Source organism: Mesorhizobium sp. BR1-1-2 (assembly GCF_020165435.1).
In the GTDB taxonomy this organism is placed as follows: domain Bacteria; phylum Pseudomonadota; class Alphaproteobacteria; order Rhizobiales; family Rhizobiaceae; genus Mesorhizobium.
On record NZ_JAIUID010000017.1, the window covers coordinates 21,357 to 48,144 of the forward strand.

Annotated in this window: 33 protein-coding genes and 1 pseudogene; 18 read left to right on the top strand and 16 right to left on the bottom strand. The window is 61.7% G+C overall.

From position 1 onward, the window contains the following. Positions 1-11 precede the first annotated feature (11 nt). The 3 genes from LB551_RS25910 to uxuA all read right to left on the bottom strand — a co-directional run bounded on the left by LB551_RS25910 (position 12) and on the right by uxuA (position 3,325). On the bottom strand, positions 12-863 hold the full coding sequence (locus LB551_RS25910) for an IclR family transcriptional regulator (protein ID WP_140553389.1): 852 nt from the start codon (positions 861-863) through the stop codon (positions 12-14). Beyond that, a complete protein-coding gene (locus LB551_RS25915) occupies positions 863-2,011 on the bottom strand; it encodes an ABC transporter substrate-binding protein (protein WP_224660983.1) in 1,149 nt (382 codons plus the stop codon). Before LB551_RS25915 ends, LB551_RS25910 begins: the two co-directional genes overlap by 1 nt. 129 nt (positions 2,012-2,140) lie before the next feature. Further along, positions 2,141-3,325 (bottom strand): mannonate dehydratase, encoded by a 1,185-nt coding sequence (uxuA, locus tag LB551_RS25920; RefSeq protein WP_224660984.1) that lies wholly within the window; start codon positions 3,323-3,325, stop codon positions 2,141-2,143. 135 nt (positions 3,326-3,460) lie between these two features. Between uxuA and LB551_RS25925 the strand changes: the two genes are divergently transcribed. The 3 genes from LB551_RS25925 to LB551_RS25935 are packed head-to-tail and all read left to right on the top strand — an operon-like array spanning position 3,461 to position 6,138. Further along, positions 3,461-4,249, top strand: a complete 789-nt coding sequence (locus LB551_RS25925) for a FadR/GntR family transcriptional regulator (RefSeq protein WP_224660985.1) — start codon at positions 3,461-3,463, stop codon at positions 4,247-4,249. Then, positions 4,242-5,027 carry an SDR family NAD(P)-dependent oxidoreductase gene (locus LB551_RS25930; protein WP_224660986.1) on the top strand — a complete coding sequence of 262 codons (786 nt, stop codon included), beginning with the start codon at positions 4,242-4,244 and terminating at the stop codon, positions 5,025-5,027. Before LB551_RS25925 ends, LB551_RS25930 begins: the two co-directional genes overlap by 8 nt. Position 5,028: 1 nt before the next feature. Then, positions 5,029-6,138, top strand: coding sequence for a mannonate dehydratase (locus LB551_RS25935; protein ID WP_224660987.1), 1,110 nt, complete (start codon positions 5,029-5,031; stop codon positions 6,136-6,138). Positions 6,139-6,231: 93 nt separating this feature from the next. Here LB551_RS25935 and LB551_RS25940 read toward each other — a convergent pair whose 3' ends face one another. Next, positions 6,232-7,101 (bottom strand): DUF1236 domain-containing protein, encoded by an 870-nt coding sequence (locus LB551_RS25940; protein ID WP_224661033.1) that lies wholly within the window; start codon positions 7,099-7,101, stop codon positions 6,232-6,234. Between the two features lie 182 nt (positions 7,102-7,283). Between LB551_RS25940 and LB551_RS25945 the strand changes: the two genes are divergently transcribed. After that, entirely contained in the window at positions 7,284-7,595 is a 312-nt protein-coding gene (locus tag LB551_RS25945) for a DUF1236 domain-containing protein (RefSeq protein WP_181172634.1), read from the top strand. A 136-nt stretch (positions 7,596-7,731) separates the two neighbouring features. Here the strand turns inward: LB551_RS25945 and LB551_RS25950 are convergent, their stop codons facing one another. Then, a complete protein-coding gene (locus LB551_RS25950) occupies positions 7,732-7,953 on the bottom strand; it encodes a hypothetical protein (protein WP_140553400.1) in 222 nt (73 codons plus the stop codon). A gap of 237 nt (positions 7,954-8,190) precedes the next feature. Here LB551_RS25950 and LB551_RS25955 point away from each other — a divergent pair, with 237 nt between their 5' ends. The 5 genes from LB551_RS25955 to LB551_RS25975 all read left to right on the top strand — a co-directional run bounded on the left by LB551_RS25955 (position 8,191) and on the right by LB551_RS25975 (position 11,239). Continuing rightward, entirely contained in the window at positions 8,191-8,580 is a 390-nt protein-coding gene (locus LB551_RS25955) for a response regulator (protein ID WP_224660988.1), read from the top strand. Beyond that, positions 8,577-9,350 carry a Crp/Fnr family transcriptional regulator gene (locus LB551_RS25960; RefSeq protein ID WP_224660989.1) on the top strand — a complete coding sequence of 258 codons (774 nt, stop codon included), beginning with the start codon at positions 8,577-8,579 and terminating at the stop codon, positions 9,348-9,350. Before LB551_RS25955 ends, LB551_RS25960 begins: the two co-directional genes overlap by 4 nt. Before the next feature lie 98 nt (positions 9,351-9,448). After that, positions 9,449-9,727: a hypothetical protein gene (locus tag LB551_RS25965; RefSeq protein WP_224660990.1), complete on the top strand. Its 279-nt coding sequence runs from the start codon at positions 9,449-9,451 to the stop codon at positions 9,725-9,727. Positions 9,728-9,730: 3 nt separating this feature from the next. Beyond that, positions 9,731-10,561, top strand: coding sequence for a sensor histidine kinase (locus LB551_RS25970; RefSeq protein ID WP_224660991.1), 831 nt, complete (start codon positions 9,731-9,733; stop codon positions 10,559-10,561). A 249-nt stretch (positions 10,562-10,810) separates the two neighbouring features. Beyond that, entirely contained in the window at positions 10,811-11,239 is a 429-nt protein-coding gene (locus tag LB551_RS25975; RefSeq protein WP_140515225.1) for a hypothetical protein, read from the top strand. Between the two features lie 81 nt (positions 11,240-11,320). On the opposite strand, the gene LB551_RS25980 is transcribed toward LB551_RS25975, so the two are convergent. Then, positions 11,321-11,512 carry a DUF2934 domain-containing protein gene (locus tag LB551_RS25980; RefSeq protein ID WP_140553408.1) on the bottom strand — a complete coding sequence of 64 codons (192 nt, stop codon included), beginning with the start codon at positions 11,510-11,512 and terminating at the stop codon, positions 11,321-11,323. A 305-nt stretch (positions 11,513-11,817) separates the two neighbouring features. Here LB551_RS25980 and LB551_RS25985 point away from each other — a divergent pair, with 305 nt between their 5' ends. The 6 genes from LB551_RS25985 (at position 11,818) to LB551_RS26010 (ending at position 17,021) form a co-directional block, all read left to right on the top strand. Further along, on the top strand, positions 11,818-13,809 hold the full coding sequence (locus tag LB551_RS25985) for an erythromycin esterase family protein (RefSeq protein ID WP_224660992.1): 1,992 nt from the start codon (positions 11,818-11,820) through the stop codon (positions 13,807-13,809). Between the two features lie 29 nt (positions 13,810-13,838). Continuing rightward, positions 13,839-14,504 (top strand): dienelactone hydrolase family protein, encoded by a 666-nt coding sequence (locus LB551_RS25990; protein WP_224660993.1) that lies wholly within the window; start codon positions 13,839-13,841, stop codon positions 14,502-14,504. 102 nt (positions 14,505-14,606) lie between these two features. Beyond that, entirely contained in the window at positions 14,607-15,050 is a 444-nt protein-coding gene (locus LB551_RS25995) for a DUF1772 domain-containing protein (protein ID WP_224660994.1), read from the top strand. Between the two features lie 464 nt (positions 15,051-15,514). Further along, positions 15,515-16,033 carry a ferritin-like domain-containing protein gene (locus tag LB551_RS26000; RefSeq protein WP_140553414.1) on the top strand — a complete coding sequence of 173 codons (519 nt, stop codon included), beginning with the start codon at positions 15,515-15,517 and terminating at the stop codon, positions 16,031-16,033. Positions 16,034-16,307: 274 nt separating this feature from the next. After that, positions 16,308-16,778 (top strand): YbhB/YbcL family Raf kinase inhibitor-like protein, encoded by a 471-nt coding sequence (locus LB551_RS26005; RefSeq protein WP_224660995.1) that lies wholly within the window; start codon positions 16,308-16,310, stop codon positions 16,776-16,778. 81 nt (positions 16,779-16,859) lie between these two features. Next, the gene (locus tag LB551_RS26010) at positions 16,860-17,021 is read left to right on the top strand and encodes a hypothetical protein (protein ID WP_140553417.1); all 162 of its coding nucleotides are present in this window, start codon (positions 16,860-16,862) and stop codon (positions 17,019-17,021) included. A gap of 134 nt (positions 17,022-17,155) precedes the next feature. Here LB551_RS26010 and LB551_RS26015 read toward each other — a convergent pair whose 3' ends face one another. After that, positions 17,156-17,749: a hypothetical protein gene (locus tag LB551_RS26015; protein WP_224660996.1), complete on the bottom strand. Its 594-nt coding sequence runs from the start codon at positions 17,747-17,749 to the stop codon at positions 17,156-17,158. Positions 17,750-17,770: 21 nt separating this feature from the next. Then, positions 17,771-18,514 (bottom strand): DUF4142 domain-containing protein, encoded by a 744-nt coding sequence (locus LB551_RS26020; protein WP_224660997.1) that lies wholly within the window; start codon positions 18,512-18,514, stop codon positions 17,771-17,773. Between the two features lie 198 nt (positions 18,515-18,712). On the opposite strand from LB551_RS26020, the gene LB551_RS26025 reads away from it, so the two are divergent. Further along, complete coding sequence (locus LB551_RS26025; RefSeq protein WP_224660998.1) at positions 18,713-19,042, top strand: hypothetical protein; 330 nt, start codon at positions 18,713-18,715, stop codon at positions 19,040-19,042. Between the two features lie 82 nt (positions 19,043-19,124). Here the strand turns inward: LB551_RS26025 and LB551_RS26030 are convergent, their stop codons facing one another. From LB551_RS26030 to LB551_RS26060, 7 genes are all read right to left on the bottom strand, one after another. Next, positions 19,125-19,475, bottom strand: coding sequence for a hypothetical protein (locus tag LB551_RS26030; RefSeq protein WP_224660999.1), 351 nt, complete (start codon positions 19,473-19,475; stop codon positions 19,125-19,127). 2 nt (positions 19,476-19,477) lie between these two features. Further along, positions 19,478-19,837 carry a hypothetical protein gene (locus LB551_RS26035; protein ID WP_224661000.1) on the bottom strand — a complete coding sequence of 120 codons (360 nt, stop codon included), beginning with the start codon at positions 19,835-19,837 and terminating at the stop codon, positions 19,478-19,480. Further along, positions 19,837-21,057: an Nramp family divalent metal transporter gene (locus LB551_RS26040; RefSeq protein ID WP_224661001.1), complete on the bottom strand. Its 1,221-nt coding sequence runs from the start codon at positions 21,055-21,057 to the stop codon at positions 19,837-19,839. Before LB551_RS26040 ends, LB551_RS26035 begins: the two co-directional genes overlap by 1 nt. After that, complete coding sequence (locus tag LB551_RS26045; protein WP_224661002.1) at positions 21,054-21,515, bottom strand: hypothetical protein; 462 nt, start codon at positions 21,513-21,515, stop codon at positions 21,054-21,056. Before LB551_RS26045 ends, LB551_RS26040 begins: the two co-directional genes overlap by 4 nt. 402 nt (positions 21,516-21,917) lie before the next feature. Then, positions 21,918-22,148: a hypothetical protein gene (locus LB551_RS26050; protein ID WP_224661003.1), complete on the bottom strand. Its 231-nt coding sequence runs from the start codon at positions 22,146-22,148 to the stop codon at positions 21,918-21,920. A gap of 137 nt (positions 22,149-22,285) precedes the next feature. Then, positions 22,286-22,888, bottom strand: coding sequence for a diguanylate cyclase (locus tag LB551_RS26055; protein WP_224661004.1), 603 nt, complete (start codon positions 22,886-22,888; stop codon positions 22,286-22,288). 27 nt (positions 22,889-22,915) lie between these two features. Further along, positions 22,916-23,230 carry a hypothetical protein gene (locus tag LB551_RS26060; protein WP_224661005.1) on the bottom strand — a complete coding sequence of 105 codons (315 nt, stop codon included), beginning with the start codon at positions 23,228-23,230 and terminating at the stop codon, positions 22,916-22,918. Between the two features lie 83 nt (positions 23,231-23,313). On the opposite strand from LB551_RS26060, the gene LB551_RS26065 reads away from it, so the two are divergent. Next, positions 23,314-25,647: an FdhF/YdeP family oxidoreductase gene (locus tag LB551_RS26065; RefSeq protein WP_224661006.1), complete on the top strand. Its 2,334-nt coding sequence runs from the start codon at positions 23,314-23,316 to the stop codon at positions 25,645-25,647. 239 nt (positions 25,648-25,886) lie between these two features. On the opposite strand, the gene LB551_RS26070 is transcribed toward LB551_RS26065, so the two are convergent. Further along, positions 25,887-26,153, bottom strand: a complete 267-nt coding sequence (locus tag LB551_RS26070) for a hypothetical protein (protein ID WP_224661007.1) — start codon at positions 26,151-26,153, stop codon at positions 25,887-25,889. Positions 26,154-26,261: 108 nt separating this feature from the next. Here LB551_RS26070 and LB551_RS26075 point away from each other — a divergent pair. After that, positions 26,262-26,652, top strand: a pseudogene (locus LB551_RS26075) (zinc-binding dehydrogenase); the annotation flags it as partial. Positions 26,653-26,788: the final 136 nt, after the last annotated feature.

A 26,788-nucleotide genomic window follows, 5' to 3' on the forward strand; every position in this document is an offset into this window, starting at 1 on the left:
TATCGCTTTTGTTAGTCGCTGAACGGATAGTCCCGCCGTTCCGGGTCGGCACGTAAGGAGTTGGTGGCTTCGCCCCAGCCGAGTGCCGCCGAGATCTTCTCGGCGGCGGCGCGGGTGCGTTCGAAGACGGTTTCGCTGTCGAACCGCGCCGCCTTCTGCGGCAGCAGCGGCACGGTTAGCGCGGCGATGACCGCACCGGTGTGATCGCGCACAGGCATGGAGATATTGGTGCAGGCAGCAACGGCCAAGGAAGCGCGCATCTCATAACCGAGCCTGGCGACCTCGTTCAGCCGAGCCTCGATTTCGGCCCGCGTGCCCTGGCCCTCGCCGGCGGCCACGATGCGCTCGACGATGCGGTCGCGCTCTGCGCGGTTCGAATGGGCGAGCAGCACGGCACCCGAACTCGTTTCGAGGATGGGGAAATGCGACCCAAGTGCTACCGAGTAGCGCATCGGCAGCGGCGAATCGATCTGCAAAACCACCAGTGCGTTCTGGCCTTCGCGGACCACGAGATGGCAGCTCTGGTCGGCATTAGCGGTCAATTCGCGCATCACCGGCAGAGCGCATTCCACCAGCCGGTTTACCGGCGGATGCATGTGCGCCAGTTCGAACAGCTTCAGCGAGAGCCGGAAGCGGTCCGATTGCGTGCGGAAGATATAGCCCCGCTTCTCCAGCAGAAGCAGGATGCGGTAGATCTCGTGTATTGAGCGGCCGAGGCCGGTCGCGATCTCCGTCTGGGTCAGCGTTTCAGCGCTGGAGGCCATGAACTCCAGAACGTCGAGCGCCTTTTCCACCGCCGGCACGCGATAGCCGTTGCGGCCGCTTTCGCCCTCGTCGAGCGTCTGGGCAACGCTGGCGGCCATCAGGCGACGCTCCGTTCCGGCTGGGCTTGCCTGGTTTCGCGGTAGAGGCTGTTGACGTGGCCTGCGAGTTCGGTCGCCGACATATCACCGGCTATGGCGGCGGCGGCATGCGGCGCGCATTCGCGGAAGAAGGCGATGAAGCCCGGATGGGTCGGACGCAGATAGGACGAGGCGATCGTCCGCAGCGTCGAGCCGAAGAAATCGCCGGCAAGACGATTGACCCCAGCATCCTTCCAGGCCGCCAGAGAACCCGGTTGTCCGCCCGATTTCACATAGTCGCCGCGCTGGTATTCGGGCGAGCACAGGAACAATGCGTAGTCGATCGCAGCCTGCTTGTGCTTCGATTGGGCGCTGACGCCGATGCCGGCACCGCCGAGCAAGGCGCCGGCGGCTTGCGGGGTGGGCACGTCGGCGAAGCGCAGATGGGGCCTGTCGGGTTTCGAGGCGTAATTCACATAACCGAAGGCGAACGGCACGTAGACCACGTCGTCATGCGCGATCATATGGTCGTAGCAGCGGATCGGATTCCACTTCGACGAGTCCGGGTGCGAAAGCGCCGCAAGCTCGCGCAATTGCGCAATCGCCTGCTCGACCATTTCCTTCGCCATGAATTGCTCGCCATCTTCGTCGGGACGGCCGAGCGTCAGAAGCAGGCACATGGCGTCGGTCGGCACAAAGGGCAGGCCGAGCCACTTGCCGTCGCTGCGCGCGCGCCGACCAAACTCCAGCACGTCTTCGTGCGTGCCGGGCACCGGACCGTAGCGCTCCAGCAAATCCGGCCGATAGGAGGCTACCTGGCAGGCGGCATCGATCGGCAGCGCCCACTGGCGGCCGTTCTTCTGGTAGGAGCGCCAGGACGCACCGACTGAATCACGCTCGAAGAAATGGATCTGTTCGGCCGACAGATAAGCGTCGAACGGGACCATCAGTTCATCCTGCGCGATGTCACCGATGAAGGGATGGTCGAACACGACCAGATCGTATGTGCCGAGCACCGGGCCGAGGGCGCCCTCACCGAATTCATAGAGGCTGCGGCGATCCCATTGGATTTCCAGGCCGGGATGCGCGGCGCAATAGGACTCGATGCTGCCGTCCAGCGGACCCCAGCATCGTCTATGATCCCACGCCAGTCCGCGCAGCTTCGTCACGCCACTAAAATCCTCCCGGCGCCAGCAACGGCCGGCTCGCCATCGACACTAGCACTATTTTTCATATGCGCAACTTGTTTTCATTTGCGCAAAAAGCGCATACATCCTCCCGGCTGGCCGGTGCATGCTTCAGGCCAGATCGAAACGCTCCACGGCGCGCATGATGCCGCGCAGTTCAGCCAAACCTTTGAGCCGTCCGATAAGCGAATAGCCGGGGTTGATCTTTTTCTTGCCGATGTCGTCGGCAAGCAGATGCCCATGGTCCGGCCGCATCGGGATTTGCCAGTCGGCCCGGCCTTGCTCGCGACGGCGCTTTTCTTCCTGCATCAGAGCTAGGATAACGTGCGCCATGTCAGTGCCGCCTTCGAGATGCTCGGCTTCATAGAACGAGCCGTCCTCCTCGATGGTGATGTTGCGCAGGTGGACGAAGTGGATGCGGTCAGCGAATTCCTTGACCATGGCGACGATGTCGTTGTCGGCACGCGTGCCATAGGAGCCGGTACAGAAGGTCAGTCCATTGGCGGGACTGTCGACGGCGTTGAGGATAAAACGCGCATCCTGTGCCGTCGAAACCACGCGCGGCAGGCCGTAGAGCGAGAATGGCGGGTCGTCGGGATGGATGCACATGCGCACCCCCTCCTCTTCGGCCGCCGGAACGATTTCGCGCAGGAACCAGGCAAGGTTGTCGCGCAGTTCGTTGGGCCCGATCGAATCGTATTCCGCCAGGGCTTCGCGAAAACTGTCCCTGTTATAGCTGCGTTCGGTCGCCGGCAGGCCGGCGATGAGATTGCGCTCGATCCGGTCGATCTGCTCCGGCGTCAGCGTCTTCAGCCGCTTCTCGGCCTCGGCGATACGCGCCGGCGTGTAGCTAGCGGCACCATTCTTGCGCTGCAGCACGAAAAGATCGTAGGCCGCGAAATCGATAGCATCGAAGCGCAACGCATAGCCGGTTGTCGGCAGGCGATACATCAGGTCGGTGCGGGTCCAGTCCACCACCGGCATGAAATTATAACAGATCGTCTCGATGCCCGCCTTGGCGAGCACCCGGATGCTGTCGCGGTAGTAGCCGGCATAGCGCTCACGCTCGGGCGCGCCGATCTTGAAGGAATTGTGCACCGGAATGCTTTCGACGACCGACCATTTCAGGCCGGCCGCTTCGATGATCCGCTTGCGCTCGAGCACATCGGCCTCGGGCCAGGCGCGGCCGTCATAGATCTGATGCAGTGCTGAAACCACGCCGGTGGCGCCGGCCTGCCTGACATGATCAAGCGTCACCGGATCATCGGGACCATACCAGCGCCAGCACTGTTCCATGAAGCCTCCTCAAGGTTTGGCGGTGACCATATTGTCGGACCACATAGCTGTCAACGGAGCCTTTCCACAGCCTTGCAGTTGATTTCCTGCCGATCGAGCCCTAGTCTGGTCCAACAAATAGCAAGGAGTTCTGCTGTGGAGCAGGCAAGCCACGATTTGATGGAGGCGGCGGACGAAGCCGGGATCAGCAGTTCCGCCGTCGACCATACCGTTCGGCAGATTCTCGACCTCATTCGCAATCGCGCCCTATCCATCGGCGACGTGCTGCCCACCGAACGGGAACTTGGCGAACTGTTCGGCGCCAGCCGCAACACGATACGCGAGGCGCTGCGCACCATCCGCACCTACGGGCTGATCGATCCCAAGCCACGCGTCGGCGCGGTGCTCGCCGATCGCCAGAACGTCGCGATCCAGAATTTTTTCGCCGCGCAGATGGACATATCGAAAACGTCCTTTCACGACATACAAGGATTTCGCCGCATCATCGAAGTGAGCGTCGGCGATCACATCATCCTCAATGCCAGTGCCGCCGAACTTGAAGCCTTGGACGAGGTCAATGGCCTGATCGAGACCAGCAAGGATGTCCAGGAAGCCGCGCAACGCGATTTCGATTTCCATCTGGCGCTGATGAAGCTCGCCGGCAACCGCATGCTGGTGCAGACCTATCAGTTCCTGTCGCCTGTCATCCTGCACATCATGACCGTCGGCAAATCCATCCGGCCGGTGCTGAGCGAAACACGCCACGCGCATGGCGAGATCATCGCGGCGCTGCGCGCGCGCGACCGCATTGCCTATTGCTATCTGATGAGCCGGCATCTCGATTTCGGCTTGCGCTTCGTTCCCGACGACCTCGAAAACGCCCGCATCTCGGCGACAAACCCGGTGCAGCCGGCGATATCTTCCAAGGATCTGCATCATGTCTGACTTTGAGAACAAGGTGGCGCTAATCACCGGCACGACCGGCATCGCGCTCGCCACGGCGCGCCGCCTGGCGCAAGGCGGCGCTGCGATCATCGCCTGCGGCATCGACTGGGCGGCCAATGCCGCCATGCAGGAAAGCCTCGCCAAGGCTGGAGCGAATGCGCTGGTGCAAACGGTGGACGTCTCTGTTTCCGACCAGGTGCGCGACGCGGTCGCGGCGGGCGTCGCGAGGTTCGGCGGCATCGACATCATCGTCAATTCGGCGGCGGTCCACCCCTACGGCACGGCGACCACGACCGACTGGGAAACCTGGAACCGGACGATGACGGTCAATGTCGGGTCGATCTACCTGACCGCGCATTTCGGCATTCCCGAAATGATCCGCCGAGGCGGCGGTGCCATCGTCAATGTCGCCTCGGTGCAGGGGTTCGCCTGCCAGCAGAACGTTGCCGCCTATGCCACGACCAAGGGCGCCATCCACACGCTGACGCGCTCGCTGGCGCTCGACTACGCCGCGGCCGGTATCCGGGTTAATTCGGTCAGCCCGGGCTCGATCCGCACGCCAATCCTCGAGAAGGCGGCGCGTGGCGACAATGGCAGCGACGCCAATGTCGAAGAAGCCTACAGGCGCTTCGGCGCCGCCCATCCACTCGGCCGTATCGGCGAGCCGGAGGAAGTGGCGGAACTCATTGCTTTCCTGTGTTCATCGAAAGCCGGCTTCTGCACCGGCGCTGACTACAAGATCGATGGCGGCCTCACCGCCGGCATCGGCGTCAAGTAGGATGAAGATCGGACTTGGCCTCTATCGTGACTCGCTGACGCGGAAGAACTTCCGCTTTGCCCGGCAGGCCGGCGCGACGCATGTCGTTGCGCATCTGACCAACTATTTTCGCGGCCGCGATCCCTCGCTGTCGGCCGGCACCGAAACGGATGGCTGGGGCGATTGTTCGACGGATCGATTGTGGAGCTACGAGGATTTCACCGGGCTTGTGAAGACCGTACGCGACAATGGCCTGGAGATCGCCGGCATTGAAAACCTGTCGCCGCGCTTCTGGTCCGACGTACTGCTCGGCGGCCCCGACAGGCCGAAGCAGCTCGAAGGCCTCAAGCGCCTGGTGCGTGACGCGGGCCGGGCCGGCATTCCCTGCATCGGCTACAACTTCTCGATCGCGGGCGTGTGGGGCTGGCAGCGCGGGCCATTCGCGCGCGGCGACGCCATGTCCGTGGGGCTCGATTTGTCCAACATCGATCCCGACCTGCCGCTGCCCGACGGCGTGGTCTGGAATATGCGCTACCGGCCGGGCCGGGCCGGCGCCGCGCCCGTCAGGGTCTCGCAAGAAGAACTGTGGGAACGGCTTGGCGTCTTCCTGCGCGAAATCGTACCGGTGGCCGAAGAGGCCGGCGTCGTGATGGCTGCGCATCCGGACGATCCACCCGCCGAGGCGCTGCGCGGCACGGCGCGCCTCGTCAACCGGCCGCAGAAATATGATCGGCTGATGGATATCGTCGACTCGCCCGCCAACGGGCTGGAGCTCTGCCTCGGCTCGCTGCAGGAGATGCCGCAGATCGAGGAGATCTACAGCCATGTGCGCCGTTTCGCGCGGCGTGGCCGCATCGGCTATATCCATTTCCGCAATGTGCGGGGCAAAGTGCCGAAATATCACGAGACCTTCGTCGACGACGGAGACATCGACATGGCCGAGATCGTGCGCATTCTGCGCGACGAGAACTATCAAGGCGTCATGATACCCGACCACACGCCTGAGATGGCCTGCGACGCTCCATGGCACGCCGGCAAGGCCTTCGCATTGGGCTACATGCGCGCACTGGTGCAGAACGCCGACGCGCTAGGTCCGGTACGAAGCCGGGCACCCGACATGGCAGCGGAGTGAGTAGGGGACGCACGACTGACATTTTCGCGCCCGAAGGCGCCGCAAAAGCCCGCTTTCGATCGAGAGCGGGCTTTTGTTAGTCGGCTTCAGCTCCTAGCTCAGGATAGCGACGATCTCATATGAGTTCGGATCGACAATAACAATCCTGCCATCGGCCAGGAGGAAATATTCATAGCTCTCATAGGCAGGAACGATTTCGACGATCCGGTGCGGAAGTCGATGCAGCCGCACCTTCTGCTTCGGCACTTTCACGCCGACCGAAATGTCCACGTCGAGGTTCGAGACCGGTTCCACCTTCGTCTCCCGGATGACGTTGGTGATTTCGGTCTTCTGCTCGACGGATATATTGTTGATTGAAGCGGTTGAACTCTGGTCGGTCGTCGTACCGGCCTTGCCTTGCGCCTGCTGGTCGGTCGTCGCGCCAGCCTTGCCCTGCGCTTGCTGATCAGTAGTCGTACCGGCCTTGCCTTGGGCTTGCTGATCGGTAGTCGCGCCGGTTTTGCCCTGCGCCTGCTCGTCGGTCTTCATACCGGGCTTGCCTTGCGCCTGCTCATCGGTCTTCACACCCGCCTTGCCCTGGGCTTGCTGATCGGTCTTCACGCCCGCCTTGCCTTGCGCCTGCTCATCGGTCTTCGCTCCGGCTTTGCCTTGCGCCTGCTCGTCGGTCTTCATGCCGGCCTTGCCTTGCGCCTGCTGATCGGTCTTCACACCCGCCTTGCCTTGCGCCTGCTCATCGGTCTTCACTCCGGCTTTGCCTTGTGCCTGCTCGTCGGTCTTCATGCCGGCCTTGCCTTGCGTCTGCTGCTCGGTGCTGCCGCCCTTCTGGCAATCGGCCGAGCCGGCTGCGCAAGTGTCTGCCCCACGCGATTGGGTCGCTTCGCCCGACTGCTGCTGGGTCTGCGCGATTGCCGCCCCACATCCGAGGGTAAGCGCTAACATGCTGGTGATCAAAGTGGTTCTCATGGGAGGTCTCCTAGGATGGCAGTCCCTTCGCGGCAAAACTTTGCCACCCCGCGATTGTTCCACCGAAGGCTAATATATTCCGGAGCGGATGGAACTGCCGGCATTTTGCGAAGTTCGGCGCATGGGGCGTACCTGCCGAAATGCCGGTGGCGTCGTCGGCTCGGCGCCTTGCGCAACATCTGATGGAGACAGAAGTGGAAAAATATCTACTGGGAACGGCAGTGGGCATCCTGTTTCTTGCGGGGGCCGGAGTGGCCGCGGCGCAAGATGTGGTTATCCAGCCGGAGCAAGAAACCGTTATCAAGGAATATGTGAAGAAGCAGCCGCTGGCCTCGGTCAAGCTGCCCGGCGTGGAGCTCAATATCGGATCCACCGTGCCCGACACGGTCGAACTTCATGAGGTTCCGGATGTGAAATACCGCTACGTCGTGGTCGACAATCGAACAGTTCTGGTCGACCCGGAAACCCGGAAAATCGTTCAGGTCCTTCAATGACCGCATCTTCCAAAGCGCCCGCCCCGGCATGCGTCGAGGCGGGCGACGTGCGTCAGGATTCTGTTTTCATGCTCTGTTTTTCATGCATGTCTTTGTTCCAAAACCAAGGCGTTTTGGACGACATGTATGGGCATGGCTACGACAGCAGGTCAAATGCGATGTTGCGGTGCTTTTGAATTGCTGAGCTGGCAACAATGTCCGCCAGTTCTTTGTCGGAGAGAGTGCATTCTGGCAGTTCGTAACGGATGGCTGACACCGCCTGCGCCGTGGAAATCGGCCATTCGAGATTTCTGCGGGAATTGATGTAGTGATCGACAGCCCGGATCAGTTCCTTCGAGGTCATATCGATCACAGGCATCGGTTCCTCCTCCTCGTTTTTTCCCCGGTTTTCTCACTGTGTTAACGGATGCCGAAGGCCGCCATCACAATTGTTAAGATGGCGGGCGAAAAGCTGTCGACTCCGAAAAAATAGTGACGGCAGGCGGTGGCCCGGAGTTCGCCTCCGGTTGCATCGGTGGAAATAGAACTGGGAGTGCAGCGGGTTGCGGTGTAGTGTCCCAAGTGACGGCCGCTGCAAAGGGAGAGTGCTTGCACCATGGACGGGGAAGCGGCGAAATCAGCCTTTCTGGGCGGGATTCGCGTTTTGATCGTGGAAGACGAATATTTTCTCGCCGATGACCTGCGTAACGCTCTCGTCACACAAGGGGCGATAGTGCTCGGCCCGGTCGCCACGACCGAGCCCGCAATCGAATTGCTGAACAGCGGTCAATGCGACTTTGCGATTCTCGATATCAACTTGCGCGGCGAGCAGACATTCGAGATTGCCCGAGAATCGTTGGCGAAAGGCGTTCCGATCGCCTTCGCCACCGGCTATGATCAGACGGCCATTCCAGCAGAGCTCGGCGGTATCAGGCGATTTGAAAAGCCCCTCGAATTCGGTAGCATTGTCGAGTTCGTTGCCGCGACGGCACACGATACGCGATGAACGAGAGAAGCGAGCCGGCGGTTGGCCTGAAAGCGAAGACCTTACGGCACCCGCTTATCCGCAAACTGTCCAATTTCACGGTCCTGTCCCTAAAAGAATGCGACGCCATAGAAAGCGCGACGACAAAGATCGCTGAATTCGCCGCCGGCGATGACGTCATCCAAAGGGGTGACAGGACAGGCGGGGTCAACCTGCTGCTCGAAGGATTTGCCTGCCGCTACAAGATTCTCGAGGACGGTCGACGACAGATCCTTGCCTATTTGGTGCCGGGCGACCTTTGCGATCTTCACGTGTTCCTGCTGCGGCGCATGGACCACTCGATCGGTGCTCTCAGCCGCTCCAAGGTTGCGGCGATCCCGCAGAGCGCCATCCTCGGCTTCACCAACAGCTATCCCAATCTTACGCGTGCGCTCTGGTGGACCACGCTGCTCGACGAGGCGATCACCCGCGAATGGGTCGTCAACATCGGCCAGCGGACTGCTTATGAGCGGATGGCTCACCTTTTTTGCGAGCTGTTCCACAGGCTTCACGCAATTGGTGAAACGGCCGGCAAGAGCTATCCCCTACCGGTGACCCAGGCGACCTTGGGCGATACGCTCGGTCTTTCGAACGTGCACATCAACCGCACGCTTCAGGATCTCAGGCGCGACGGCCTCATTTCGTTCAACAACGGCACCGTAACGATCAAGAACCTGGCGAAACTGGAGGCGGCGGCTTTTTTCAGTCCCGATTACCTTCATCTGTTGGACGTCAGGGAGCCTTTTGCATGACCAGGCACGGGCTCATCGAGTGGAGCGCAAAAATGAAGCATCCTAGGGAACCTGGCCGGCTTCTGCCGGTTCGGCGTGACCGGAAGCGGTAGCGAGCGATGGCCAAGCGCGATTTGATCGGCGGTTCGGTAGGTACGATCGATCCGCTGGGGGCGATCCTCGATGACATCGCTGGGGAGTTGGCCGCTGCGACCGTCATCCATATTTCCGCCGACGCGGCGATGTTAATGCTGCTACCGGCTCGATGGTATCATTCCCGCCGGCTGAAAACCGCGCGCGACGGCACGAAAGCCAATCCTGGGCTAGTGAGCGCGAGCCAAAGGCCGATGACGATGCGCTTGGCACCGTGCATCATCGAGGAACGGTTGAAAGACTGACAGGTGGCTGGAAAAAGATCTCGCAAGAAAGACGTCACGGGTAAATTCTCCCGGCCGCACGGCCTGTCGGCCGAAGAACGCGATGCTTCCGCGTCGATGCGGTTCAGCCATGTCGATGAACAGATGGACGAACGTGACGATCATATCGCCCGGCTCGAAGCCGAACTCCAGATCGCCCGCGACGACCTCCAGAAGACGAAGGCATTAGCCGCCGAATTGCAGCACCGCGTTCGCAACACGTTGAGCATCGTCCGTTCGATCGCCCGCCGGTCGGTTGAAAACAGCGACGATGTCGAGGACTATGCTTTTCACCTCGAGGGCCGCATCAATGCGCTTGCACGCACGCACAATGTGCTGATGCGATCGGCCTCGGCCACCGTGCAGCTTGACATGCTCGTCCTTGACGAGCTTGCGTCCCAAGGCGGCCGGACGGAAGATCAGTTCACCATAGATGGCCCGGATATTTCCTTGTCCGGAAAGGCGGCGGAGACCTTGAGCCTGGCGTTCCACGAACTCGCTACCAACTCGATGAAATATGGCGCGCTGTCGGCAGCCGACAAATCAATCAGCGTAAGCTGGAAAGTGGATGGCACGCCCGCCAGACAGGAGTTGAAGATCCGCTGGATCGAGGACCTGCATGGTCCGGCAGCAATACCTGCGCGACGCGGCTTCGGATCCGAGCTGATCGAAAAGGTGGTGCCCTACGAGATCGGCGGAGCTGGCTCGCTGCGCTTCACCGATGCCGAGGTGATCTGCACGATGGATATCCCCCTCTCGAACGAAATTCACCCCAGCAGGAGCCTGGAGGAGCCGCCAGACGATTTCCAGCATTGAACACCGGCACTCCTGCGCCGGAAGGCGGCCGGGGCCAGGAGCGCGGAGTTGGAAGGGCTGACCCAACACCGACCGAGGTGACGCAACGGCCCCGGGTTGCCGAGCTGCCGCCGCATCGGGCTTCAAATTCTCAAAATGATGGAACTTCAGCGACAACAAAGAGTTCGGAGCGCGGCGACGGCGAGCGCGCTGTCGTGATCTCGCGACTCACCTTGAAGCGGGAGGAACCTGGATCAACAGGAGCTGACCATGAAGTCCCATACACTCGAACAACTACACGCAATCGCGGAAGTTGATACGGTGTGCCCGACAATGACGCGGAACCAACGCCTGGAGCGCTGGGCAAGTCTTCTCGAGCGTCATCCTGAACGGCGCCTCGGAGCGCTTCCGGGCACCGAATATATGAGCCCCGACATGCGCGAAAACGCCTACTGCGTGCAATCCCCCATCAGCGTCGCGTTCGAAGATCCGATACTGCGGGCGCAGGGGCTGGAAGGCGACACCTATGGCGAGGCAAAGCGCTTTTTCGAACTGTCCAACTGGCAGTTGCACAACATCGTCTGTGATTGCCATGTCGGTGCGACCATGAAAGCCGGGTGGGTCGCCGTTCGCGTGCGCGCCGCCATGGGCGAAGGTTTCAATATATTCGCCAGGCTCAGGGCGCTGCTCGGACGTTGACCGAGACGCTATCTTGAATGCGTCGACGGAATGAACAGTCGGTCGACGCATTTTTTCTCCTTGGCGGCAATTGACGTCGCTTCAGGAGCTTCGAGGCTCCGACCCGCTGCCGATGGTCGGATCGGGCACTACCGGACCGCGCTCGGCTTCCGATCCTTCCGCCTCTATTTCCTGCACGGCCTGATCCCAATGCTCCTGCTCTCGGCCCTGCGGGCGACCTTCGCGCTCCCAGATCTCGTAGGCTCGTCGCTTTATGAGTTCTTCCTTGTCCATGGAAACTCCTCCTGCGTGCCCCAATCTCCGGCAGACCGCTTTGTTCCCTCCGGGAACAAGGCAATGCCTTGGAGCGATCCGGACCAGCCGCCCCGGAGCCACACGGAACCCTTGGGGGATTAGGTCGTTTCCGAGCATCGGCGCGGTGGTGGATGACTTGGAAATGCCCGCCGCCGAACTCTTGGCGACGAACACGCCAATGATGTGCCTGCGCCACGCATTGCCGCCCTGTGTGGCCTCGGCCAATCAAAGCCGTGCAGCGGGACCCCAAAAGGCGGAAGCGGCGCAAATATGGGCTTGAGATCATGACTATTGTCTTTGCGGATCGTCGCGAGGCCGGACGCGTTCTTGCTGGTAAGCTCGGCCACTTCGCAGCGCGCGATGATGTCACCGTGCTGGCGCTGCCACGCGGCGGCGTGCCTGTCGCCTACGAAGTCGCACAGGCATTGAAGGCACCCCTCGACGTTTTCGTCGTGCGCAAGCTCGGCGTTCCCGGTTACGAAGAGTTGGCCATGGGCGCAATCGCGACCTCTGGTGTACGCGTCCTGAACGACGAGATCGTGGAAGGCCTCGCTGTCCCGGCCCACGTCATCGACGCGGTCACTGCCAGCGAGGAGAGGGAGCTTTTACGCCGTGAGCACCTCTATCGCGGCGAGCGGGTACCGCTCCTTGTCGAGGATCGAATCGCCATTCTCGTGGACGATGGGCTCGCCACTGGGTCGACCATGCGCGCGGCGGTCAGGGCGCTGCGGGAAAAGCGGCCTGCCCGTATCGTTGCGGCCGTTCCGGTCGGCAGTCCCGACACCTGCGAGGCGATGGAGAGCGAGGCCGACGAGGTCGTCTGTGCGACGACGCCGCAGCCGCTCATCGGCGTCGGGCGCTGGTATGAAGACTTCTCCCAAACGAGCGACGACGAGGTCCGCGCTCTTCTCGCCAAGGCGGGGCGACCAACCGCATCGTCCGGACGCGATGCGCCGCAGGATACGGCCAGCCGATTGCACAAGCACGTCGTTCGGCTCTCTGGAGACGCGGGAGACTACGACGAGCTTTTGGCGGCGATCGGCGAGGCGCGCTTTGTGTTGCTCGGTGAAGCTTCGCATGGCACGCACGAATTCTACGAGGAGCGCGCGCGGATCACCCGGCGGCTGATCGAGGAGAAGGGTTTTGCTGCCGTTGCTGTCGAAGCCGACTGGCCCGATACATACCGGGTCAACCGCTATGTTCAAGGAACAGGCGAGGATATCGACGCCGGAGAGGCGCTCGCAGATTTCCGGCGCTTCCCGACCTGGATGTGGCGGAACAGGGTCGTCGTCGATTTTGTCGAATGGCTGCGCCGGCACAATGAAGCGCCCGGCAAGGGCAATCCGAAAGCCGGGTTCTACGGGCTCGACCTCTATGCCCTGCACGGTGCGATGAAGGCGGTGCTGCGCTATCTCGAAAAGGCCGACCCGGCCGCGGCGGAGATCGCGCGTCGCCGCTATGCCTGTTTCGACCATTTCGGCCCTGACCCGCAGGCTTATGGCTTCATAGCCGGCAATGACGTCGACGAATCTTGCCAGGAGGCTGTGGTCGCACAGTTGGTCGAGATGCTGAAGCAGCGCCCGGCGAAAGCCGAGCCGCGCGAAGGCGCCATCGCGGACGAACTCTTCGCGGCGCAGCAAAACGCCCGCCTGGTGAAGAATGCGGAGGCCTATTATCGCGCCATGTTCCTGGCGCCCGAATCGACCTGGAACCTGCGCGACCGGCACATGGCCGAGACGTTCGAAGCCCTCACCGCTCATCTCGGTCGGCTCGGGCGATCGCCAAAGATCGTGGTTTGGGCGCATAACTCCCATCTCGGCGACGCCAGGGCAACGGACAGGAGCCTGCATGGCGAAATCAACCTAGGACAGCTCATTCGCGAAAAGCATCAGCGCGAGGCCTTCCTCGTCGGCTTCACCACGTATCAAGGAACAGTGACGGCGGCATCGAACTGGGACGGCCCGGCGGAGCGCAAGGCTGTCCGGCCTGCCTTGGCGCGCAGCTATGAGGCGCTGCTGCATGCGGTCCTGGCTGATCGCTTCCAGCTCGATCTGCGCGGCGACGGCGAAGCCCTGCCGCGACGGCTCCTGGAGCGCGCGATCGGCGTCATCTACCGGCCTGAGACCGAACGGGCCAGCCACTACTTCCATGCCGACCTTGCCGCGCAATTCGACATGCTGCTGCATTTCGACGAGACGCGGGCGGTCGAGCCGCTGGAGCGCAGCTCCCAATGGGACGCCGGCGAGCTCGCGGAGACCTATCCGTTCGGGGTTTAGGGACCGATCCAATTGAGTTGGAGATCGCCATGGTCTCAGTCCTGAAGACAAACGAGAAGGCCGTGCAGGTCCCCGCCGGCGGCGCAATGCTCGCAGGCAACCTGTCGCTGCCGCGGGAAGCCCGTGGGCTCGTCCTCTTCGCTCATGGCAGCGGCAGCAGCCGGCACAGCCCGCGCAACCGCTATGTGGCCGGACGGTTGAACGAGGCGGAACTCGCCACGTTGCTCGTCGACCTGTTGACGACCGAAGAGGAGCGTATCGACCAGATTACCGCCGAGTTGCGGTTCGACATCCGCTTGCTCGCCGATCGACTGGTTCAGGTTACCGACTGGCTGCACATGTCCGACGAAATGTCGGCGCTACGCGTCGGTTATTTCGGCGCGAGCACAGGGGCTGCCGCGGCCCTGATGGCCGCAGCAGAGCGCCCGGATCGAGCGGCCGCCGTCGTCTCGCGCGGCGGGCGTCCGGATCTTGCGGCACCTGCCCTGCCCCGCGTCCGGGCACCAACGCTGCTCGTGGTCGGTGGCGCAGACACGCAGGTGATCGCGCTCAACCGTTCCGCGTTCGCGGCGCTGCGGTGTGAAAAGGAGCTGGCCATCGTTCCGGCTGCGACGCATCTGTTCGAGGAGCCCGGCGCGCTGGAAGAAGTCGCGGACCTCGCGATCCAATGGTTCCTGCGCCAACTGCCCGCGTGACGCCGGCGCCAACGCCATCGCCTCATCAGAGAGCCAGATCGATTGGGGCGTCGGCGCGTTAAAAAATCATTCCGCGGAGAAGGTTCCATGACAGTCAGGGTTTTGCAATTTCTCGCCATTGTCATTTCGGCCCTCGCTCTCATCCCGGCAGGGGCTCATCTTGCAGCCCTTCCCAACAAGATCTCTCTACCGCAGCAGGAATATTTCACCGTGCAGGGCATCTATTACGGATGGGCGATCCTCGGGTTGCTCTGGCCTTCCGCGCTGATCGTGAACGCATTGCTGGCGATCTCCGTGCGCTCACAGGCTTGGCCGTTTTGGCTCGCGCTGCTTGCGGCGCTCTGTTTCGCGATCATGCTTGCGATCTTCGTTGTCTGGACGCTCCCTGCCAACCAGGCGACGCGGAACTGGACGACAGTTCCTGCAAACTGGGAAGCGCTCAGGCGGCAATGGGAATATTCTCATGCGGCAAACACCGCGATTGTATTCGCAGCGCTCTGTCTCACGACGATGTCGGCGCTCTCGTGGCGTCCGGCCGGTCCGTAGATCTTCGCCGAAGCAAGTCTCTTTTCCTCCGGATCATTTGCGCTCTCGAGACAGGCCAAACAGGCGGCGTCGCGCCGGACGGCGGAGGAGCGCTCAGTCGCAGCCAACAAGGCCTCGGAGACGAAGGGCGCTGCCGGCCGGTCCGCCGCCGCACGCAAAGCGGTCCGCACCAAGGGTGCTGCCGGAAGAAGGAAAGCAGCGCAGAAGGCCGCCAGCACGCGTGCCGGCCGAAACTAGAAGGTCGAAGACCCGCCACGCACTCTCTCCAGCCGGCTGGTGACAGGTAGCTGGACCGCAGCCAGCCTCAAGCGATGCGCACTATGGCGGCTGGCACAATGCGATCGTGTGAGATACGGCTGTCCTGTCTTTGTCTCCATCCGGCGGGAACAACGGCCCGTGTTCAAGGTTATGGAAAAGCTGCACCGGTGGTGGAGCTTTCACGACAACCTTAGGGAGACGAAAACATGGCGACTGCGAAGAAGGCGGCGACGAAAGGGCTGGAAGCCCTGTTCCTCGACGGGCTGAAGGACATCTATTACGCCGAAAAGAAAATACTCAAGGCGCTGCCCAAAATGGCCAAGGGCGCCGAGTCCGAGGAGGTCGCGGCGGCTTTCGAGAAACATCGCGTGGAAACCGAAGGCCAGGTCGACCGCCTCGAACAGGTGTTCGAGCTGATGGACAAGCCGGCCCGCGGCAAGACCTGTCCGGCGATCGACGGCATTCTCGAAGAGGGGTCGGAGATTCTCGACGACTATAAGGGCGACCCAGCATTGGATGCAGGACTGGTCGGAGCGGCACAGGCGGTCGAGCACTATGAAATCGCGCGCTACGGCACGTTGATCGCGTGGGCTGAACAGCTTGGCAAGAGCGATGCGGTCAAGCTCCTCAACGAGACGCTCAAAGAGGAAATGGCAACCGATGAAGCGCTTACAGGCTTGGGCGAAGGCGGGGTCAATGAGCGCGCCCTTGAGAAAGCCGCTTAACCGCGGGGCTGCCCGGCGCTAGGCGCCTGGCAGCCTTCCTGTCCAGAGCGGGATGCGTTCGAGTTGAATTGCGTGTCTCGCTCTGGATTTGGCTGCCGGGTACCCGCCTCGACAAGACACGTTGCTAAATCGTCGAACTTTACAGGAGGATCCGCGCAATGCCGGAAGACCTGTCTCGCGAGAAAGAGCCAACGCGGTACCGGAAAGCTCATCACCTGGGGCGTCGCGACGCGGCCGTGATACGATCGATGCTTCGCCCGAAGGAGTGCGAACCATGCCCCTGACGCTCAGCAGTCCCGCCTTTGCCGAAGGCGGAGAGATCCCCGAAAGCTACACTCGTGGCGGCAAGAACGTATCTCCGCCGCTAAAGTGGTCCGGGGTACCGGACGGCACAAAGAGCCTCGTCCTTGTCGTCCAGGATCCCGATGCGCCGAACGGAACGTTCAGCCATTGGGCGGTGTTCAACATTTCGCCGGAGGTTCAGGAGTTGCCCGAGGCGGAAAGCGGCAGACCGGGTCCACAGGCCCTCAGGCAAGCGCGGAACGATTTCGGCAACGCCTATTACGACGGCCCTGACCCGCCTGTCGGACACGGTATCCATCACTACCACTTCCGGCTGGCCGCGCTCGACACGCCGAACCTTGCCATCCCCGCGAGCACGGGCGTGGAGCGTATCTGGCAGGAGGCGCAGAAACACTTGATCGAGCAGGCAGAGATCGTCGGAACCTACGAACGCGCCCGGTGATTGAAGGCAGACCGGTCCAGGTAGTCGACAAGCGGAACGGTTCTTCTCTCCACCGGTTTGTGAGGGGAAAGGAGACGTCCCATGTTTGAGAGTGTCATGTGGCTGATCGTCGTCGCCGGCGGGCCATTGTTATTGGTCGCATTGCTAGCGTATGTCGTCGTCACTCGCCGTCGCCGTGGCCCCGCAGAACGCAGAGAAAGCGACCGCGCCACCGATCGGCTTTATCGTCAGGACAAGGACTGACCGCGGCTACCATGGCCCGAAGCAAAACTCGACCAGCAGACCGAATACCCTTGCACATGTCACGGAGATTTCGGGCAAGCCACCCGAAGCCAGATAGGACGGCAAGTGCCCCGCTGCCCTGGCGGGTTTGTCCTTCAGGGCCGGTTTATTGCCCTGCCGCCATCGCGTTCAGGGACGTATTCACCCGCGGTGACGTCAAAACCGGTCCAGCCATCTGCCTCATAGGCTCTGCGGCGTTCCATCAGGTCGACGGCGCTTGACTGACCCAGAATGTCCTCGGCTTCCGGAACAAGCTCATCATCCACCTTGGCCGTCACCAGCGTACCGCCGCGACGTACGCCCTCTGCATAGACATTTGCATCGTTTTCGGAAACGCCCGAGTCCGTCAGACCGCCAATTATGCCGCCGGCCGCGCCACCAGCTACTGCGCCGGCAACCGCCCCGGCGGCGGTAGCGGCAAGCCATCCGGCCGCGACCACTGGTCCAACGCCCGGAACGGCCATGACGCCCAACCCTGTCAGCAAACCGCCGGCGCCGCCGACCACGGCTCCTATACCTGCGCCGCTCGCGGCGTCTTCAGCGGCTTCGGAAGGATTTTGCTCGTACCAGCCATCCGAGTTGTTGGCCATGATGCTGATATTGGAACGTGGCACTCCCGTCGCTTCCAGTTCGCCGACCGCGTCGGCTGCGTCATCATAGTTGTCGAACAGTGCAGTTACGGTTTTCATTTTGATATCTCCTGATCGTGCTCACTTGCTGTCGGCGACGACGTTGCCCTGGTAGTCGAGCCCGACGGCGACACTTTGGCCCGACTTGGTCGCCTGGCCGCGCCAGATGCCTTGGTCGTCCTTGGCAAGCTTCGACACATTGGAATAGCCGGCATCCTCGATGCGGCTCTTTGCCTGGGTCTCGGTGAAACTGTTTGCGCCGGGCACGAGGCCGGCGGCATTGGGTGCATTGGTGGTTTTCACCGCGGGTGTGGTCGCCCCCGTGATGGAGTCCTGGGCGGCGGCGATCTTCTCGATCATCTGCTGATGCATCTTCAAGGTACCGACCGTTTGCTGGGCGAAGGTCTTGAGGGCCGCGTTGTCGCCGTCGCGCGCGTAGCTTTCAAACAGCTTCACGGCATCGGCGTGCGCTTTGCGCTGCATGTCCACATAGGCCGGGTCGATTGGCGGCTGTGCGTTCTGGAGCTTGTCCAGGTCACCTTGATGCGGCGCATCGAGCGCCGTCGGCACTTTCAACTTCTGGTCGCCGGCAATGGTTTCCAGCTTGGCGTTGGCCGCGCCGTGGTCCCGGATCATTGTCTGCGCGAAGTTCTTGATGCTTTGGTCCTGGGCCTTGTCCTGGGCGATCTTGCTCGAATCGACTTCGAACTTGCCGCCAACAGCGGCCTTGTCGACGAAATCCTGGGCGCTGTCGGCAGCCAAAGCAGGCATTGCGATAAGCATGGAAGCAGCGGCGAGCGAGGCAAGAAGGTGTCGCGGTTTCATAGGCTTTGTCCTTGTCGATGCGCGATATTACGATGCGTCCTAACAAGCCAAGATGTGCTTTGTTCCGGCGCCGGGCGATGCGCTGCCACCCCGAGCGAAGGCCCCCACAGGCACCCGGACCAACAAAACTTTCAACATCAGCACCCGCGGCGCGGAACAACAGCGAGCCTGCCGGATTTGATTTCGAGGAGAGAGATCATGGCCAAGATTTCAAATTCCACGCCTGCCGCAGCCAGGGGTGAAGTTCAGGCCGGAGCCACGCGGGACAAAACGCCCGGATTCGATCCAGCCATTGCCCCATTCGAGACCGACGCCGAGGCGGCGGACACGCAGAACCCGGTCACTGAGGCAGGTCCGCAACGTTCTTCCCGGCCAAAATTCGAAAACGATGCCAGCTTCGCCAACGCGATGCGGCCGGTGGAGAACGAGCCCGAGTTGCAGCCCCGCAGCAACTGGCCGCTGATGGTGATTGCGGCCGTCGTGCTGATAGCGGCCGCGGTGTTCCTGGCAGCCAGCCTGCTGCGGTAAGGCGCATCACCCTGAGTGCAGACAGCGTCGGACAACCCTTGGCTGAGATCGAGCACTTTTCGCGTGGCCCTCGGCCGGGACATCATCGATCCTGCTTTCCGCGCCGATGAGGTTCGGGTGCGCCCCTCATGCCGGAAAGCTCGGTTGTCGAACATAGCAGCCGCGGCCGTGCGGGATCGGAGATGTCGAGCTTGTCCCAAGGAATACGGTACAAGCCGTCGCGACGGCGCAGCCGGAAGAGGTCCAGCACTGCCGCACCGATGGTCGAGGCCGAGAGACGCTCGAAAGCGGCGTAGATACCGACATGGAATTCGGTAACGATGAAGTCTTCGCCGGCCGGTTCGGCACGTATCTCCTCGATATAGCCGATACTTTTGCCCTGCTGCGAGAGAACGCGTCGGCCGGCCAGATGTTCGAGGTTGACGGTGGACATCATCAAGCTCCCGGAATGCGTCCGACGATATGGTCGCGCAGCCAGTCCTGCCAGGCGAAGATCGAGGTCTCGCGCACATCGATATCGAACTGGATGTCGACGCCTATGTCCTGAACCTTGGTCCAAGCGATCCGGTGCGGCTTGCCATGGCGTTTACCGCACCACGCTGCCGCAAGCCGCGTCATCCAACGCCCGGGCCGCACGCCGAGGCGACGCGCAAGGGTGATGGAGCCGAGCTCGACCGCGACGATCCTCGGCGGCTTGCCCCGCCGCAACTCGGCCACCAGCCCGTCGATCTTGCCGATCTTGACCTGCTCGCGGTCGACGATCTGCTTGTCCAGGATGTCGCGCAGCAAATCCATCACGTGCCTCCGAATATCTGCAGGGGAATGGTCACCACGGCGAGCACGAAACCGAGCGCGATGATAAAGATCACCGCGGCATTCGAGACGATACCGTTGCGGTGCTCGCCGACATAGCGTTTGTCGTTCAGCAGAAAAAGGAAAGGAACGACGGTCAACGGCAGGCTGGCCGCGGTCAGCGCCATGGAAAAAATAGTGAGCTTCAGCGGATCGAGGCCAAGCATGATAGGGATGGCGGCCAGAAACAGTGACACCGTGTAGACGGCGCTGAAGCCGGGATCGTCGCGTGGCTTAAGGTCTTCACCCCAATTCCATCCGAAACCTTGCGCCACCAGATAAGCCTGTTGCAGCCCAACCTCGAGAGCGGCACCGAAGCAGGCAATGGCGAGTGAGGCAACGAACAGGACGAACCCCCAGAAGCCGAATATCGGAATCAACATCAACGGCAATTGATGATAGTCGTCGACCTGATCGATGCCGTGCGTTGCAAGCACGAGCGCGGCCACTATCAACACGCCGATCGAAATGGTGCCGCCGAAGGTCATGCCCAGTCCAGCGATGGCCCGATTGGTTCCGAGATAGCTTCTGTCCCACTGGTCCTCGATCGCCCCCGAGGAATAGAACATGAACAGGTAAGGCGATATCGAAGCGCCGAGAATGCTCACCGCCATGAACCAGTAGTTCGCCGCGTCGTGGGCCGGCAGCGTGGGCACCGCACCGGACGCGACAGCTGTCCAATCGGGCTTCAGCATCACCGCTGCGACCACGAAGCACAGCGTCACAAGGCCGAGTATCGACACGCCTTTCTCGATCAGTCCGAACGTGCCTTTCCACAGCAACAACCATGCCATCAAAGCCACCGGTAAAGCCCACCATTGAAAGCCGATTCCGGTGGCGAGCTCGAGCGCGATGGCAACACCACCGATCTCGGCGGACAGCACCATGAAATTGACCAACAGGGCGGCAAGCAAAGGCCAGAGCGAAACGTTGAAGCCAAATCTTTCCCGGATCCCGTCGGAGATCGTGTGATGGCTCACGGCGGCAAACCGGCCGGCCATCTCGACCAGAAAGATGATGCAGATGGTGCCGAGAACGACCGCCCAGATCAGCTGAAACCCGAAGGCCGCACCTGCCTGGGCCGCCGTCGCCATTGATCCGACTTCCAGGAAGCCGCCAACACTGGTGACGATGCCCAGCGACATTTCCAAGAGCTTCTTCATGGCTTCGGCGCGAAATATCGGGCGTACGCGTCGGCCAGAACCCGCGTGGCCGTCCGAATATCCTCTTGAGCCTCCTGCACCTGCGGGCGGCGATCCGCTTGCAGTCCCGCACGGGCGCGGTCAACCGCGATCGACAAATCCTTGACCGCCGCCGCCAACGCAGCTTGCTCGGCAGGCTCAGCCGTTGTGGTCGATCGGATCTTCGCGTCGATGTCGGCCAGCGTGGTGCCGGCCGATTGCAGCGTGCCAGAAGCGTATGCGGTGGGGGCCGCTCCCGCAGACCAGGCATCAAGCGTCATCGATACGGTCCGCGCCGTGGAGGCGGCAGTTCGGGATTGCTGCTCGATCTGGTCGGACGACGAGCATGCGGTCGACATGGCCATGAGCAACAGCAGGCACGCGCTGTCGCGGCCAAGGCGATAGCCGCTAAGGATTAGAGCCGGCGTTGGATCCGCCACACGAATGACCTCCCCCACCGACGAAACCATGTTCGGCGCAGTTTGATCTAGCGCGCCCAACCGGCCCGTCAACCGAGGCCACCGATTGAGCAACGGAGTGCAAGCCATGTCGGCCCTGACAGGTGCCAAGCGGCCGCGGCAGGAACCGGCTCGAGCGGAACAAAGCCTCGATAGCCGGATTAACGAGGAGGCGGCTGGGCGGTTCGACTTCCGCCCTGATCGTTCGTGCCGCGAGAATGGTCAACTGGCAGGGAAAGGACCCCTCAATGCCCCGTCTCATTGCCTGGATAGCCATCGTGGTGATTGTGCTTGTCGCGGCTTGGATATGGTTCGGGCGCGATACATCGGCCAGCGGGGGCGGCAGCCAACCCGCGCCTCACGCGATAGACCAGAACGGGTAGTTCAGTCTGGATGATCCTGCTCGGCCCCGCTCCGCTTGACTTTGTACTCGTGAATCAGGCCCAGGATCTGAGCCTTGACCGTCTCGCGCGCCTCAGGTTGGACGAAAGGCATCAGCCGTTCGACAAGTTCGCCGACCGTCTGCGGGAGATCCGCGGCGGAATCGGTAAGCTGGCTGCCATGTTCGTAGACATTGTCCGTCAATTTCTTGTCGAGGTCGGATAGAAATCCCATCGTCGCACTCCCCATAGCTGCTGCCCGCTTCCTCATGCTCAATGGCCGGCCCGGCAGAAATGTTCCGCACAGGGCGCTGGCGTTACGGACCGGCCGGATATCCGATGCCGGCGGGAAGGGGGTTGCCGGCGATCGCGTCAACGCAATGTCGTCTGTCCCGGATCCCCCCGCCTGGCTTTGGACGGGATCAGCCTGCCGGCATTGGCCCGCAATCCCCTGACGAATTCCTCCAGATAGGGAAGCAATTCGAAAAGCAGGATCACGGCCATCACGCAGACAATGTAGGTCACCGGCAGTTGCTGCGATTTCCAGACAAGTTCGAAGCGCGCGGTTTCCGTTCCCGCCCCGAACAGAGCAAGGAACTGTTCCCAGTGGAGGGAAATGACGCTGACCACCCCCATCAGCGGGATCATCTCCAGGAAGCTGTGAACGTGCTGCTCGATCGGCGTGACGGTACGGGCGGTGGTGGCGTAGCTGACGTCCCACATCGCCGTCGCCTCGTGGACGAAGAAGGTGATGATCATGATGAGGATGATCAGGGCATTAACGTCAAGAAACATGGCGGCCAGCAAAGGTATTCCGACCTCGGCGAACATCAGAAGGTGGATCAAGGATTCCTTGGCGCCGGTCGTCGATTCGATGTGAGAGGCGCGATGGCAGAGCCAATCGGCAAATCCGGCGGCCAACCATACCGGCAGCAGGAAATACATCAAAATCAGCACGGTGGGGTCTGACAGCATGACATCCTTTCGCGAGTGGCCCCGTGGCTATTGCTGCCCCGGCATTTCGGTGTTTTCCTGGGGATTTTTCCGGACGCCCGCGGCTGGGGAAGTATCCGTCGGCGCGTTACCGCCCTGGTTCTGTTCAGGCGCCCGCTTCAGCGGCGAAGTATTCCAGCCCATATCGGCGTAGAGAAAGCCTATGAGAAAGCCGATAATGATGATGGCGGCTATCACGAGCGAAAGCACTGCATTGCGTCGCACCATTGCCAGGCTCCCTTCCCAAGCCGAACAGCCGATCACGAAAATAGTTCCCAAAACCAGCCGCGATCGCACCTCGGTCGCTTCGGCTTCGACACGCAAGATTCGACGCCAACCCTGCACGGAGCCGCGGGAACAATCGGTGACGGGCGAGGTTCGGTATTGGTTCTTCAAGGACGATCTCGATGAAGCCTGCCGTAACCGACCGTATCGAAACAAAAAAATACAATCATCCCACGGGCGGATGGGGATCCCTGAGGTCATTGGTCCGCAAGGCATACGGCGAAGGCCTGCTGATGTCGGGCATATGGAGCACGCTACTCAAGCAGAACAAGGCCGATGGCTACATGTGCGTTTCCTGTTCATGGGCCAAGCCGGCCGATCCGCGGCCCTTCGAGTTCTGCGAAAATGGCGCCAAGGCGACCATGTGGGATCAGACGAAGCTGCGTTGCGGGCCGGATTTCTTCGCACGACATTCGGTCACCGAACTGCTCGACTGGCCGGATCGTGACCTCGAAAAACAGGGCAGGCTTACGGATCCGCTGCGCTACAATGCCGTCACCGACCGCTACGAACCGGTTTCCTGGGATGACGTATTCCTCGAGATCGGCATGGAGCTTCGGCGGCTCGATCCGAAATCGGTCGTGTTCTACACATCCGGCCGAGCCTCGCTGGAGGCTTCGTTCATGTACCAGCTCTTTGCGCGTATCTATGGCTCATCGAACCTGCCCGATTCTTCCAACATGTGTCACGAATCGACCTCGGTCGGGCTGCCCGAATCGATCGGCTCGCCGGTTGGAACCGTGCAGCTCGAGGACTTCTCCCAGTGCGACATGATGTTCTTCTTCGGCCACAACACCGGGGTGACGGCGCCGCGGCTGTTGCATCCGCTGCAAGAGGCTCGCCAACGCGGGGTGCCCGTGTTCACCTTCAATCCCTTGCCGGAAAGGGGGCTGAAGCGCTTCAAGAATCCGCAAGATCCCCTTGAAATGCTGTCGCCAGGCCCCGGCACGAAGATGTCCAGCGACTTCTTCCAGGTCCGCAGCGGTGGCGATATCGCCGCCATGACCGGCATCGCCAAGGCGGTGCTGGCGCTCGACGACGCGGCACGGGAACACGGCGATCCGCGTGTCCTCGACGTCGATTTCATTGCCGGGCACACGAATGGTTTTGCCGACTTCGAGGCTTACTTGCGGGCAGCCAGGTGGGACGAAGTCGTCAGGCGCTCGGGAATAGCGCAGGCGGATCTCGAACATGTTGCCGAAGTCTACAGCCGCTCCAACGCGGTGATAGGCAATTACGGCATGGGTTTGACACAGCACCGGCACGGTACCGAGAACGTCCAGATGCTATGCAATCTGCTGCTCATGCGCGGCAATATGGGAAAACCCGGCGCAGGCATTTCGCCGCTGCGCGGCCATTCCAATGTCCAGGGCCAGCGCACGGTCGGCATATCCGAAAAGCCCGAGCTCGTTCCGCTCGACGAGTTCGCCCGGTTCTATGATTTCGAGCCGCCACGCGAGAAAGGTCTCGACACCGTCGAGACCTGCGAAGGCGTCATCACCGGCTCTGTGAAAGGCTTCATCGGACTAGGCGGCAATTTCGTTCGGGCCGTTCCCGAAACCGGCCTGATCGAGAAAGCGTGGCGTCGGCTTGGCCTCCATGTCGAGATCGCGACCAAGTTGAACCGCAGTCATCTCCTGCCAGGGGCGGTCACCTATCTGCTGCCCTGCCTGTCGCGGCTGGAAAGAGACCATCAGGCGAGCGGCGACCAGACCGTTTCGATGGAGGACTCCACCGCCTGCATCCACGGCTCCTTCGGTTCGCGCCCGCCGGCCTCACCGCATCTGCTTTCCGAACCGAAGATCGTGGCGGAACTGGCCAAGGCCACCGTATCGGGGATGAGTTCGATCCCGTGGGATAAATGGATCGCCGATTATTCCCTGATCCGTGATGAGATCGAGCGTTGCTACCCGCAGCATTTTCGTGAGTTCAACAAGCGGTTCCTGACCCCGGGAGGCTTTCACCGCGACATCAAGGCCTCGAAACGGATCTGGGAGACGCCGAACAAGAAAGCCAATTTCAAGCTGCCGACAACGCTTGAAACAGACCCGGACATCGATGTTTCGGGCCACAATGTGCTGACGCTGATAACGGTGCGCTCCAACGACCAGTTCAATACGACCGTCTACGGCTACAATGACAGACTGCGCGGCATCCATGGCACGCGCATGGTCCTGTTGATGAACGAGGCCGATATCCAGCGCTTCGGATTGAGCGCCGGGCAGGAAATCGATCTGGAGACCCATGCCGATGACGGCGTGGAGCGGCGGGTTCGAGGCTTGCGCGTCACCCCCTACTCCGTGCCTGAAGGCAACTGCGCCGGTTATTATCCGGAACTCAATCCCTTGGTCCCCTTGTGGCATCGGGCCAAGAAGGCTCACGTTCCAGCCGTCAAGTCGGTTCCGGTGAGAATTGTTGCCAAGGAAACGGAAACGAGAAGCACCGCGCGCCGCTAGGGCGGTCCCCAGTCTGGCGGGTCAGGTGGCGCGCTAGCCGCCAGCCGGCTTGGGGGATGCCGGCTGGGCCGGTTGGGTGCCTTGCTGATCTCCGCCCGTTGTGGTCTGCGGTGTGGGATTCGTGTCCGTTGTGGGGTTTTTGTCGACCGGTTGACTGTTCGTATCCGCTTTGGATTTGTCGGGATCGGGATTGTTGCACCCGGCCAGACAGACCAGTACCAGCATCAACAACACGGCTCTCACAGCGATACTCCTTCGGTGGGAGATGACGAAGCAGCCTGCCAAGCTGCTATCCGGTCGAATCGAACCGAAAGCCCTTGCCTGGCCGCGCTTCTGGCCAACATGCGATCCAGTTCGGCATCTTTGATCGGGCTGCGCATCACCTCACGAATGGCCCTGCAAGCCAGCTCCGTCGACACGAAATCATATCGCCTGCTCCTGGTCAGGACGTATTGCTCGACCAGCATTTTCACGCGCCGGAGCGTGATGTCCTCGGCATATTGCATCTTGTTCCTCTCGTCCTGCTGACGCCGAACTGCCGGACCGGGCAGTTGTTCCCGTTTGGAATTCGAAAACGCCTGTCCCGGGTGGCAGCAACAAGACAATCTCCGCGCCTATGGGGTTGCGGCCCGGTTGGCCAATTTGCCATCCAAAGCGCGTGGATGCTCGGCGCCGGTCGCGTCATCGCCATCGACAAGGTGCCGGAGCGGCTGGCCCTGGGCGTGAACACGGCAAAGCCGAGACGCTCGACTTCAGCAATTCCGATATCTACGACACTGATGGCGATGACCGACGGGCGCAGCCCGGATCGCTGCATCCACTGCGTCGGCACTGAATCCGGCGCCAGCGCCGACGCCATGCTCGACAAGGTGAACCCAGCGCTATCTCGAACCACTACTGGCCAAGGTCCAGAATGGCGAGATCGACCCATCCTTCGTCATCACCCACAGAGCCGAGCTCGAAGCCGGGCCGGACCTCTACAAGACCTTCCGCGACAAGCAGGATCGCGGTTCCAGAGGCAAGAGCTATCTCATTCCCGGCATCGGTTGGACGGCCGCCCGATCGGCATTTGGCAGTTCGGAACCTTCTGCTGTGTCGGCGATTGACCCGCTGAGTTCGACTCAGAAGAAGGGCGCCACCA

Excerpts from the sequence above, each read along its gene's own strand:
- LB551_RS25910 (WP_140553389.1), bottom strand. The coding sequence starts at position 863 with ATGGCCGCCAGCGTTGCCCAGACGCTCGACGAGGGCGAAAGCGGCCGC.
- uxuA (WP_224660984.1), bottom strand. The coding sequence starts at position 3,325 with ATGGAACAGTGCTGGCGCTGGTATGGTCCCGATGATCCGGTGACGCTT.
- LB551_RS25930 (WP_224660986.1), top strand. The coding sequence starts at position 4,242 with ATGTCTGACTTTGAGAACAAGGTGGCGCTAATCACCGGCACGACCGGC.
- LB551_RS25935 (WP_224660987.1), top strand. The coding sequence starts at position 5,029 with ATGAAGATCGGACTTGGCCTCTATCGTGACTCGCTGACGCGGAAGAAC.
- LB551_RS25940 (WP_224661033.1), bottom strand. The coding sequence starts at position 7,101 with ATGAGAACCACTTTGATCACCAGCATGTTAGCGCTTACCCTCGGATGT.
- LB551_RS25945 (WP_181172634.1), top strand. The coding sequence starts at position 7,284 with ATGGAGACAGAAGTGGAAAAATATCTACTGGGAACGGCAGTGGGCATC.
- LB551_RS25950 (WP_140553400.1), bottom strand. The coding sequence starts at position 7,953 with ATGCCTGTGATCGATATGACCTCGAAGGAACTGATCCGGGCTGTCGAT.
- LB551_RS25955 (WP_224660988.1), top strand. The coding sequence starts at position 8,191 with ATGGACGGGGAAGCGGCGAAATCAGCCTTTCTGGGCGGGATTCGCGTT.
- LB551_RS25960 (WP_224660989.1), top strand. The coding sequence starts at position 8,577 with ATGAACGAGAGAAGCGAGCCGGCGGTTGGCCTGAAAGCGAAGACCTTA.
- LB551_RS25965 (WP_224660990.1), top strand. The coding sequence starts at position 9,449 with ATGGCCAAGCGCGATTTGATCGGCGGTTCGGTAGGTACGATCGATCCG.
- LB551_RS25975 (WP_140515225.1), top strand. The coding sequence starts at position 10,811 with ATGAAGTCCCATACACTCGAACAACTACACGCAATCGCGGAAGTTGAT.
- LB551_RS25980 (WP_140553408.1), bottom strand. The coding sequence starts at position 11,512 with ATGGACAAGGAAGAACTCATAAAGCGACGAGCCTACGAGATCTGGGAG.
- LB551_RS25985 (WP_224660992.1), top strand. The coding sequence starts at position 11,818 with ATGACTATTGTCTTTGCGGATCGTCGCGAGGCCGGACGCGTTCTTGCT.
- LB551_RS25990 (WP_224660993.1), top strand. The coding sequence starts at position 13,839 with ATGGTCTCAGTCCTGAAGACAAACGAGAAGGCCGTGCAGGTCCCCGCC.
- LB551_RS26000 (WP_140553414.1), top strand. The coding sequence starts at position 15,515 with ATGGCGACTGCGAAGAAGGCGGCGACGAAAGGGCTGGAAGCCCTGTTC.
- LB551_RS26005 (WP_224660995.1), top strand. The coding sequence starts at position 16,308 with ATGCCCCTGACGCTCAGCAGTCCCGCCTTTGCCGAAGGCGGAGAGATC.
- LB551_RS26010 (WP_140553417.1), top strand. The coding sequence starts at position 16,860 with ATGTTTGAGAGTGTCATGTGGCTGATCGTCGTCGCCGGCGGGCCATTG.
- LB551_RS26015 (WP_224660996.1), bottom strand. The coding sequence starts at position 17,749 with ATGAAAACCGTAACTGCACTGTTCGACAACTATGATGACGCAGCCGAC.
- LB551_RS26020 (WP_224660997.1), bottom strand. The coding sequence starts at position 18,514 with ATGAAACCGCGACACCTTCTTGCCTCGCTCGCCGCTGCTTCCATGCTT.
- LB551_RS26025 (WP_224660998.1), top strand. The coding sequence starts at position 18,713 with ATGGCCAAGATTTCAAATTCCACGCCTGCCGCAGCCAGGGGTGAAGTT.
- LB551_RS26030 (WP_224660999.1), bottom strand. The coding sequence starts at position 19,475 with ATGTCCACCGTCAACCTCGAACATCTGGCCGGCCGACGCGTTCTCTCG.
- LB551_RS26035 (WP_224661000.1), bottom strand. The coding sequence starts at position 19,837 with ATGGATTTGCTGCGCGACATCCTGGACAAGCAGATCGTCGACCGCGAG.
- LB551_RS26040 (WP_224661001.1), bottom strand. The coding sequence starts at position 21,057 with ATGAAGAAGCTCTTGGAAATGTCGCTGGGCATCGTCACCAGTGTTGGC.
- LB551_RS26050 (WP_224661003.1), bottom strand. The coding sequence starts at position 22,148 with ATGGGATTTCTATCCGACCTCGACAAGAAATTGACGGACAATGTCTAC.
- LB551_RS26055 (WP_224661004.1), bottom strand. The coding sequence starts at position 22,888 with ATGCTGTCAGACCCCACCGTGCTGATTTTGATGTATTTCCTGCTGCCG.
- LB551_RS26065 (WP_224661006.1), top strand. The coding sequence starts at position 23,314 with ATGAAGCCTGCCGTAACCGACCGTATCGAAACAAAAAAATACAATCAT.
- LB551_RS26070 (WP_224661007.1), bottom strand. The coding sequence starts at position 26,153 with ATGCAATATGCCGAGGACATCACGCTCCGGCGCGTGAAAATGCTGGTC.